This window comes from Pseudomonas sp. BCRC 81390, assembly GCF_030341915.1.
GTDB lineage: Bacteria > Pseudomonadota > Gammaproteobacteria > Pseudomonadales > Pseudomonadaceae > Aquipseudomonas.
The window spans coordinates 501,727-510,231 of record NZ_JATAAG010000066.1 but is presented as its reverse complement, the minus strand read 5'-3'; the positions used below and the strand labels follow the sequence as shown (position 1 = coordinate 510,231).

The following is an 8,505-nucleotide window of genomic DNA, read 5'->3' as shown; positions in this document are numbered from 1 at the left end:
GCGGGCAAGCCCGCGAATGGGCCGCTACAGGCTATTGAAGAATCAGACCAGCTCCGCCCGCTTCAGCTCGCTCTTCAGGTAGGCATAGTAGACCGGCCCCGCCACCACTCCCGGCAAGCCGAACGCCGCCTCGAACACCAGCATCGCCAGCAGCAGTTCCCATGACTTGGCGCTGATCTGCCCGCCCACGATCCGCGCGTTGAGGAAATACTCGACCTTGTGGATGACGATCAGGTAACCCAGCGCCGCCGCCGCCACCCAGATCGACAGCGACAGGCCGACGATGGTGATCAGGGTGTTCGACATCAGGTTGCCGATCACCGGCAGCAGGCCGAGCAGGAAGGTCAGCACGATCAGCGTCTTGGTCAGCGGCAGGTGCACGTCGAACATCGGCAGTACCACCGCCAGGAAGATGCCGGTGAAGGTGGTGTTGAGCAGCGAGATCTTGATCTGCGCGAAGACGATGTTGCGAAACGCCTGCACCAGCAGGCTCAGGCGTTCGAACAGCGCCGCCGCCAGGGGTTTGCGTCGGGAAATGTCGGGGATGCGCTGCAAGGCGACGATGGCACCGAGGATCATGCCGATCAGCAAGGTGACGAACATGTGCGCCATGCCCTTGCCGACCAGTTGCAGGTCGCTCAGGTGGCTCTTGATCCAGTCACCGATGGCCACCTTGAACTCTGCCGCACTGGCGGGAAGGTAGCCTTCGATGAACGGCGGCAGCTGCCCGCGGGCACGCTCCACCAGGGCCATGAACTTGTCCAGCGAAGCGCCGGGGTTTTCCGCTTCATGCAGCAGGAAACTGAAGGCACCGGCGATCAGCAAGGCCAGGCTGATGACCACCAGTGTGCCAAGCAGTGCTACGGCCAGCCAACGCGCGCGCTGCCCGGCAATCAGTGGCTGCAGCCGTGGGGTGAGCATGTTGACCAGCTCGAACACCAGCAGGCCGGCCAGCAGGCTTGGCAGCAACTTCAGGGGCAACGCCAGCAACAGGCCGGCAAATACGATGATCCAGCTGGCCAGGGTGACCTGGCGGGGGGTGAAGGTCATACAGCCTCAACGGCAGACAACGGGAAAGACCCGCAGTCTGCCAGCGTTACGCTTGCAGGCATAGGCGCAGGTCATTTCTTCTTCAGGCAGTCGCTCATGAACGCCTTGCGCTCATCCCCCTTGAGGGCCTTGCTGGTGGCGTCGGCGTTGCAGGTCTTCATCTTCTCCTGCTGGGTTTGCGGCACCTCCTTTTTCAGGCAGGTGCTCATGAAGGCTTTGCGCTCATCGCCCTTCAGGGCCTTGGCGGTGGCGTCGGCGTTGCAGGTTTTCATTTTTTCCTGCTGCGCGGTAGTGGCAGCGAAGCCTTGGGCGCTGAACAACACCGCCAATACCAGTAAAGGGATTTGCAGCACTTTCATGGAGTGGTCTCCTTGGCTCCGCGCCCGATGCGCGGGGGTCGAGCTGAGTGTAGCCAAGAATTCTCAACGCTTTGTTCGCACCTGGCGACGGTACTGCTCGGGTGTACAGCCGGCCTGGCGCTGGAACATGGCGATGAACGCCGACGCGCTGCTGTAGCCCAGGTCGAAGGCGATGGCCTGGATCGGCAGGCCGGCTTCCAGCGCATCGATGGCGTGCAAGAAACGCAGGCGCAGGCGCCATTCACCGAAACTGATACCCAGTTCACGCAGGAACTGACGGGCCAGGGTGCGTTCGCTGACATGCGCCCGCGCAGCCCAGTCAGCCAGTGGGCGGTTGTCGCCGGGCTCGGCGGCAAGGGCGTCGAGCACCTGACGCAGGCCTTCGCTGTGGGCAAACGGCAGGTAGCAGGCCTGGGTCGGCGCCAGCATCAGCTGGTCGAGCAGCACCTGTACCAGGCGCTGGTCGCGCTCGCCCTCGGCTACCCGCAGGTCGCGCCGGGCGAAGTCGGCCAGGATCGCCTTGAGGATGTCGCTGATCACCAGGCTGCACGGTTGCTGCGGCAACGTGGCACACAGGCTGCGGTCCAGGTAGATCGAACGGTATACGATGGCGTGCGGGTTGTAGCAGCCGTGCTCGGTATCGGGCGGCACCCACACCGCATACTGCGGCGGCGACAGGAAGCGTTGCCCGGCGACATCCAGCTGCATCACGCCGTGGGCGGTGTAGTTGAGCTGGCCCCAGGTGTGGCGATGCAAGGCACTGTGGGTATCGGCACCGAATTCGTCGTGGCGGAAGTACACCGGCGCCGGCAGTTGAGTGAACTGGGGGATATCGAGGTATTTGCGCGGCATGCTGACTGTTTCGCGGGGCGGGTTGTCTGGCTGGAAGTATAGGCTTGCAGACAGACAGTTGATAATGGGCGGCATCCGGGCCTGCTGCGCAGGCCATCGCGACACAAGGCCGCGCCTGCACGGCGAGCTCGTATCGTAGCGGCCTTGTTTGGCGGTGGCCGCAAAGCCGCCCAATCTGCCCGCAACGAGTATCGCGCGCCATGAATTACCTCTTCCCGCTCACCGCCATCCTGATCTGGGCCGGCAACACTGTGGTCACCAAGATGTCCGCCGGTGCCATCCACCCCGCCGAGATCGGCTTCTACCGCTGGCTGCTGGCCGCCCTGCTGTTCACCCCGGTCCTGCTGCCCGCCGTATGGCGCAACCGCGCGGCCATCCGCCCGCACCTGGCCAAGGTGTGCGTGCTCGGCGTGCTGGGCATGGCGCTGTACCAGAGCCTGGCGTACTTCGCCGCCGGCATCACCAGTGCCACCAACATGGGCATCATCCTTTCGCTGATGCCGTTGATGGCGCTGGCGCTGTCCATCGCCTGGTTGGGCCAGCGCCTCAGCTACGGCGCCTTGCTGGGGGCCGTGGTGTCGTTCTTCGGCGTGCTTGAAGTGGTCAGCGCCGGAGACCCCGCCAGCCTGCTGAAGCAGGGCCTGAACAGTGGCGACCTGTTGATGCTGGTGGCCACCCTGGCCTACGCGCTGTACAGCTTCCTGTTGAAGAAGTGGCAACTGCGCCTGCCACCGATGCAGTTGCTGTACTTGCAGGTGCTGGTAGCCATCGTCGTGCTGCTGCCGTTGTTCCTGCTGTCGGAAAAAACAGGCCTGAACAACCGCAACATCGGTCTGGTGCTGTACGCCTGCGTGCTGGCCTCGATGATTGCGCCATTGCTGTGGATGCAGGCGGTGCATCGCCTGGGGCCAAGCCGCACCACCTTGTTCTTCAATCTGCTGCCCCTGGTCACCGCAGTCATCGCCGCCGTGGCACTCGGAGAGCAACTGGCCCGCTATCACCTGGTCGGTGGTCTGCTGACCCTGGCCGGCGTGCTGCTGGCCGAGCGCTGGACCACGCCGATTCGCCGCTAGAGCCCGGCCGCCTTGAGCCGGGCGGCATGCTCGGTGAATAGCCGCACCGGCTCGGCCCCCTTGCCAATGGCCCCCAGGGACTGGTTGACGATGTCCAGATGGTCGAGCGGGTAAGCGTCGCCGACCACCTGACCGAGGTGCGAGCTGCAGCGCCCGACCATGCCGTCGCTCTGGCCCTTCTCCTTGACGAAACTACGCGCGAACAGGCGGCAGAAGTAGTTGCTGCCATCGAAACGGTTGCGCCCCCGGTCGGTCAGGCCAGGCTGCAAGGTGCCGGACCAGGAGTAATAGCGGACGCCATCAACCTGATAGGCCCCTTCCCCGCCCCAGATATCTGGCAAGCCCTGTGGATAAGCCTGGTTGAAGCGCGCCACCCCGCTGCTGGTCAGCGCCTGATGCGAGGCGTGTACATCCACCGGCAGCGGGTCGCGGCGCCAGCCGGTTTCCAGCCACACCAGCAGCACCGCGATACCGTGCAGCAAGGCCTTGAGCAAGCGCCCCTGGGGCGAATCGCCAGGTGCGTTGCGTTCCAGGTAGTCGGCCAGTTCCGAACCTTGGTTGGGCCCGGCCACCGAGGTGACCGACGCCACCCGCTCGGGCCGCCTGGCAGCAGCGTAGCGTGCGTCCAGGGCCCCTTGGCTGTGGCCGATGAGGTTGACCTTTGCGACATTGTTGCGCTGGCAGATATCTTCAATGATCGCCAGCAGCTGCTCGCCGCGCACCTCGCTGCAATGCAGCGGCGAAACCTGCACCGGGAACACCTGCGCCCCGCCCTTGCGCAGTGCCGGCACAATGCCGAACCAGTAGGGATAGAACAGCACCCGTACAAACCCCAGCATGCCCGGCACCAGCACCAACGGGTATCGCGTGGCCAATTCCTGCTGCATAGCCAGCCCCTTTCCGTGGACGACCGGCCAACACTACAGCGGCCCTGATGACCAGCGCAATCGAACTCTGGGCGCCCGCTGCGGTTCCAAAGCCAACAGACCCTTTGCAAGGAGCGGGAACATGTACAAGCAGACCCTGGCAATCCTCCTGGCTAGCGCCACCCTCGCCGCCTGTGGCAGCCGCCCGGAAAACCCCGTGGATTACGTCACCTACCGCGACGAACCGCTGGTCAAGCAAGTGGAAAACGGCATGACCATGCAGAAGGTCATCGCTATCGGCGGTAGCCCATCCAACGTGACCGACCTGCCGCACGGTGGCACCTGCAACGACTACATCCTCAACCGCGACGGCCACCAGCAGCCTTACTACGTGCGCTTCGACGCCACTGGCCATGTCGATGCCAAAGGCTTCAAGACCTGCAAACAACGCCAGGAAGACAGCGACGCCGCCCACGGCGCATGACACCCACAGGACACGCCATGACCACCCTGATGCTTTCGGAGATGAACATGACCGGAACTGAACTGACCGATGTGCAAACCCTGCGCCAGCGTGCCCGCCAGCACGTCGAGAACGGCGCCGTGACCGAGGGCTACCACGCCGACCGTGAGCGCATTATCCGCCTGCTCAATGAAGCCCTGGCGACCGAGCTGGTGTGCACCCTGCGCTACAAACGCCACTACTTCATGGCCTCGGGGGTGAAAGCCAGCATAGCGGCCGAGGAGTTTCTCGAGCACGCCAACCAGGAAGCCGAACACGCCGACAGGCTTGCCGAGCGTATCGTGCAGCTGGGCGGCGAACCAGACTTCAACCCGGACAACCTCAGCAAGAACTCGCATGCCCAGTACGTGGCGGGTGCCACGTTGAAGGAGATGGTGCTGGAGGACCTGGTGGCGGAGCGCATCGCCATCGACAGCTACCGTGAGATCATCCAGTACATTGGTGACAAGGACCCGACCACGCGGCGGATCTTCGAAGACATCCTGGCTCAGGAAGAAGAGCACGCGGACGACATGTCCGATCTGCTGCAAGGGCTGTAATTGCAAGGGGCTGGCTCCGCAGCGCAGCCCCCTCCTACTGGAACCGCGTCAACTGTAGAAGCGGATTTATCCACGATGCAGGCGACGCGGTGGATGGCACCGGCCAGGCCGGTGATCGCGGCTGAAGCCGCTCCTACAGGTGCCGTGTCGATTCGAAGCCGGCGGGGTACCTGTGGGAACTGGCTTGCCGACGATGGGCCGCGGGCCCCTCATTGCTTGCCTTTCACCGCAGCTGGCGCCTTGCCCGCCTTCATCTGCTGCAACAACGGTGTGCATTGGTTCGGATCATCCCCGCTGCTGGGGGCAACCAACGCCAGCAAACCCGCCGCCGGCCCGGCCACCACCCCCAGCGCTACCATCCCTGCCCCACGCAATGCCAGCGGCACCGCCTGCACACCGGCACTGGGCTTGGCGAACGGCCCGCGCACGTACAGCGGCGAGCGCAGCGAGAACAGCCGCAGCCCTTTCGATTCCGGGGTGATCTTCAGGTCCAGCTGCTCGCTGGCGAAATTGGCCGTGCCGTTGATGTAGATGATCGCGTTCTCGGTGTCGAAGATGAACAGGCGCGTGGTCGCCAAGCCATCCTTGATCCCCACATCGGCCGCTGCGCAGTTGATCTTCACGTCTTCATCGCCGAACAGCTTGCCGACCACGTAGTTGCCCACGTTCAACCCGGCAATCTCCATGAGGCTGCGGCTGATGGCACCATCGTTGACCAGCATGCGCAGTTCGCCATTGGCCGTACCCAGCAACGCAGCTACCGAGTTACCCCGGCCAGTGATGTCGGCATCGCCGTTCAACTCGCCAAAGCTGGTCTGCATCGGCGCGAAGCCGGGGAACAGCTGCTTGAGCTTGAAGCCCCGCGCGGTCAACCGGGCACGCCCCTGCAGCGGCACATTGCGGCCATCCAGGCGGATCTGCGAGGCCAGGTTGCCACCGGCAACGCCAAACCGCAGGGGCTCCAGGCGCAGCAGGCCATCTTCCAGGATCACGTGGGCCGACAGGTCGTTGAAAGGCAACTGCGCGCTGTGCACGATGCGCTTGCCGGCGAAGGTGACGTCGGCATCCATGGCACGCCAGCGCTCGGTGCGGAACTCTTCCACCGGCAATACCTTGCCTTGCGGCTGCTTGCTGGCGCCGCCACGCGCCTTCTGCTCGGCATTGGAGTCGGCGCCGATCAGTGGCGCCAGGTCCTTGAACAGCAACTGGTTGGATACCAGGTTGCCCGACAGCCTGGGCCGTGGCTGGCTGGCAACGAAGGCCAGGTCACCATGGATGTCGCTGTCGCCGATCTGGCCGTTGAAGCCCTGGTAGTTGAAGGTCGCCCCTTGCGCCGCGTGCAGGTTGGCGCTGAGGTGGCCATCGGTGGAGTAGGCCGGGGTGTCCGGCAGGGTCACACCGGTCAGCGGGTAGAGGTTGCCCAGGCTGGCCCCGGACAGGCGCAGGCGCAGGTCGAGGGCGCCCAGGTTGCGCGGGTCGGTCAGGGTACCGGCGAGTACCACATGAGTGTCGGCGATACGCACATCGGCCTGCAGCGGGAACGGCTGGCGGGCATCCTGCAGTGCCAGCAGGCCGCCGATCTTGCCCGAACCGGCCACCGGCTGGCCTTTGTAGCGGCCCTGTACCTTGAGGCCGAAGGCATAGTCCTGCGCGGCACCCACCTTCTCGGCCCTGGCCTTGCCGACGATGTCACTGAACGGGATCGGCTTGCCCAGCGGGTCGATCTGCACCTTCATGCGGGTTTTCAGGGTTTGGTCGTCGAAACTGACATTGCCCTGGTCGAAACCGATGGCGCCGATGTCCAGCTGCCATTTCGAAGGCTCGGCGTTGTCATCCTTGGGGCCGAAGTCGAAGGTCCAGTTGGCGCGGCCATCGGCCAGACGGGTCAGGCTGGCAGTGGGCTTGGTCAGGTCGATGCGCGGGATGCTGATCTGCCGAAACAACAGCGGTAGCGGCGCCAGACGGAACGTCACGCGTTCCAGGCCGACCATCTTCTGCTCGTCGAGCCACGCCGGGTTGCCCAGGCTGAGGTCCTCGGCAATCAAATGCGGCCAAGGTACCCAGGCACGCCAGCCGCCCTCTTCCGCTTCGGTGCGCCACTCGATGACAAGGTTGCCATTGATTGCGAAGGGCCGCTGCAGGGCTTCTGAAACCTTCTCGTTGAGCAGGGGTTTGACGCGGTTCCAGTCGAAGGTGGCGATGATCACCACCAGGATCGCCAGTAAGGTCAGCAGGCTGGTGAAGGTCCAGACGAGGATTCTGGCGGGACGCGTCATTGCGTGGTTCTCCTTGCGGTATGACACAGAAACAGGCGTAGCGGGGCATTCACTATCTGGGACTGACGAAAACCCGCGGGGTTTTATGGTTGGCCCATGATAGCGAAGTTTTTCCTGCCCATTTGTTCAGCAATTCAACGCGTCAGGCTGTATGTGTAACTGGCCGAGAGCAATCTAAAGAAGCCATCACTCAAGCCAGAAGCCTTGAGCTAGAGCTGTTCATGGTCTCTATCAATACGGTCGATTGTTACCATTACCCGTATGAACTTCTCTCTGGCGTTACCCGGCGTAGCATTGGCTCCGTACCCACTTTCCAGCCCCCGAGAGGAGCACCGAATCATGAAACGCCACCTGCTGACCCTGACCCTGTCCATTCTGGCTGCCAACGCTTTTGCCTTGCCAGCCGACGAGCAACACCTGACCGCCGAATCGCGCTCCAGCGCTGCCGAGATCGCCCAGCCGCTTAAGACGGTTGCCGAAGGTGGTTCTGATCGCCTGATCGAACGCACTGGCCGCGTTGCCGAAGGTGGCTCCGATCGCCTGATCGAACGCACTGGCCGGGTCGCCGAAGGTGGCTCCGATCGCCTGATCGAACGTACTGGCCGCGTTGCCGAAGGCGGCTCCGATCGCCTGATCGAACGCACTGGCCGCGTTGCCGAAGGTGGCTCCGATCGCCTGATCGAACGTACTGGCCGCGTTGCCGAAGGTGGTTCCGATCGCCTGATCGAACGCACTGGCCGCGTCGCCGAAGGTGGCTCTGATCGCCTGATCGAACGCTCTGGCCGTGTTGCTGAAGGTGGCTCCGATCGCCTGATCGAACGTGCCGGCCGTGTCGCCGAAGGTGGTTCTGATCGCTTGGTCGCAATCAGCCGTGTGAGCTGAACCCATGGCCGAAAAGAACAATCTCTGTCGCAACACCGCCTCCCCTCCAGGCCCGGTCCATTGACCGGGCTTTGTTTTTTTCACT

9 protein-coding genes are annotated in these 8,505 nt (G+C 63.7%); 4 read left to right on the top strand and 5 right to left on the bottom strand.

Annotated features, from left to right (window positions below):
• Positions 1–42: 42 nt before the first annotated feature.
• The 3 genes from QSV36_RS18915 to QSV36_RS18905 all read right to left on the bottom strand — a co-directional run bounded on the left by QSV36_RS18915 (position 43) and on the right by QSV36_RS18905 (position 2,261).
• On the bottom strand, positions 43–1,050 hold the full coding sequence (locus QSV36_RS18915) for an AI-2E family transporter (RefSeq protein WP_225779411.1): 1,008 nt from the start codon (positions 1,048–1,050) through the stop codon (positions 43–45).
• A gap of 71 nt (positions 1,051–1,121) precedes the next feature.
• On the bottom strand, positions 1,122–1,409 hold the full coding sequence (locus QSV36_RS18910) for a PsiF family protein (protein ID WP_170032967.1): 288 nt from the start codon (positions 1,407–1,409) through the stop codon (positions 1,122–1,124).
• Positions 1,410–1,472: 63 nt separating this feature from the next.
• Positions 1,473–2,261, bottom strand: coding sequence for an AraC family transcriptional regulator (locus tag QSV36_RS18905; protein WP_289133718.1), 789 nt, complete (start codon positions 2,259–2,261; stop codon positions 1,473–1,475).
• A gap of 200 nt (positions 2,262–2,461) precedes the next feature.
• On the opposite strand from QSV36_RS18905, the gene QSV36_RS18900 reads away from it, so the two are divergent.
• Positions 2,462–3,334 (top strand): DMT family transporter, encoded by an 873-nt coding sequence (locus tag QSV36_RS18900; RefSeq protein ID WP_289133717.1) that lies wholly within the window; start codon positions 2,462–2,464, stop codon positions 3,332–3,334.
• On the opposite strand, the gene QSV36_RS18895 is transcribed toward QSV36_RS18900, so the two are convergent.
• Positions 3,331–4,221: an esterase/lipase family protein gene (locus QSV36_RS18895; RefSeq protein WP_289133716.1), complete on the bottom strand. Its 891-nt coding sequence runs from the start codon at positions 4,219–4,221 to the stop codon at positions 3,331–3,333. The genes QSV36_RS18900 and QSV36_RS18895 overlap by 4 nt on opposite strands.
• A 121-nt stretch (positions 4,222–4,342) precedes the next feature.
• On the opposite strand from QSV36_RS18895, the gene osmE reads away from it, so the two are divergent.
• Together osmE and QSV36_RS18885 are read left to right on the top strand one after the other, a co-directional pair.
• Entirely contained in the window at positions 4,343–4,684 is a 342-nt protein-coding gene (gene osmE / locus QSV36_RS18890) for an osmotically-inducible lipoprotein OsmE (protein WP_170032974.1), read from the top strand.
• Between the two features lie 47 nt (positions 4,685–4,731).
• Positions 4,732–5,262, top strand: a complete 531-nt coding sequence (locus tag QSV36_RS18885; protein ID WP_225780753.1) for a ferritin-like domain-containing protein — start codon at positions 4,732–4,734, stop codon at positions 5,260–5,262.
• A 209-nt stretch (positions 5,263–5,471) separates the two neighbouring features.
• Here the strand turns inward: QSV36_RS18885 and QSV36_RS18880 are convergent, their stop codons facing one another.
• The gene (locus tag QSV36_RS18880; RefSeq protein ID WP_289133715.1) at positions 5,472–7,538 is read right to left on the bottom strand and encodes an AsmA family protein; all 2,067 of its coding nucleotides are present in this window, start codon (positions 7,536–7,538) and stop codon (positions 5,472–5,474) included.
• A gap of 339 nt (positions 7,539–7,877) precedes the next feature.
• Between QSV36_RS18880 and QSV36_RS18875 the strand changes: the two genes are divergently transcribed.
• Positions 7,878–8,420: a phage infection protein gene (locus QSV36_RS18875; protein WP_289133714.1), complete on the top strand. Its 543-nt coding sequence runs from the start codon at positions 7,878–7,880 to the stop codon at positions 8,418–8,420.
• Positions 8,421–8,505 lie beyond the last annotated feature (85 nt).

Excerpts from the sequence above, each read along its gene's own strand:
- QSV36_RS18915 (WP_225779411.1), bottom strand. The coding sequence starts at position 1,050 with ATGACCTTCACCCCCCGCCAGGTCACCCTGGCCAGCTGGATCATCGTA.
- QSV36_RS18910 (WP_170032967.1), bottom strand. The coding sequence starts at position 1,409 with ATGAAAGTGCTGCAAATCCCTTTACTGGTATTGGCGGTGTTGTTCAGC.
- QSV36_RS18905 (WP_289133718.1), bottom strand. The coding sequence starts at position 2,261 with ATGCCGCGCAAATACCTCGATATCCCCCAGTTCACTCAACTGCCGGCG.
- QSV36_RS18900 (WP_289133717.1), top strand. The coding sequence starts at position 2,462 with ATGAATTACCTCTTCCCGCTCACCGCCATCCTGATCTGGGCCGGCAAC.
- QSV36_RS18895 (WP_289133716.1), bottom strand. The coding sequence starts at position 4,221 with ATGCAGCAGGAATTGGCCACGCGATACCCGTTGGTGCTGGTGCCGGGC.
- osmE (WP_170032974.1), top strand. The coding sequence starts at position 4,343 with ATGTACAAGCAGACCCTGGCAATCCTCCTGGCTAGCGCCACCCTCGCC.
- QSV36_RS18885 (WP_225780753.1), top strand. The coding sequence starts at position 4,732 with ATGACCGGAACTGAACTGACCGATGTGCAAACCCTGCGCCAGCGTGCC.
- QSV36_RS18880 (WP_289133715.1), bottom strand. The coding sequence starts at position 7,538 with ATGACGCGTCCCGCCAGAATCCTCGTCTGGACCTTCACCAGCCTGCTG.
- QSV36_RS18875 (WP_289133714.1), top strand. The coding sequence starts at position 7,878 with ATGAAACGCCACCTGCTGACCCTGACCCTGTCCATTCTGGCTGCCAAC.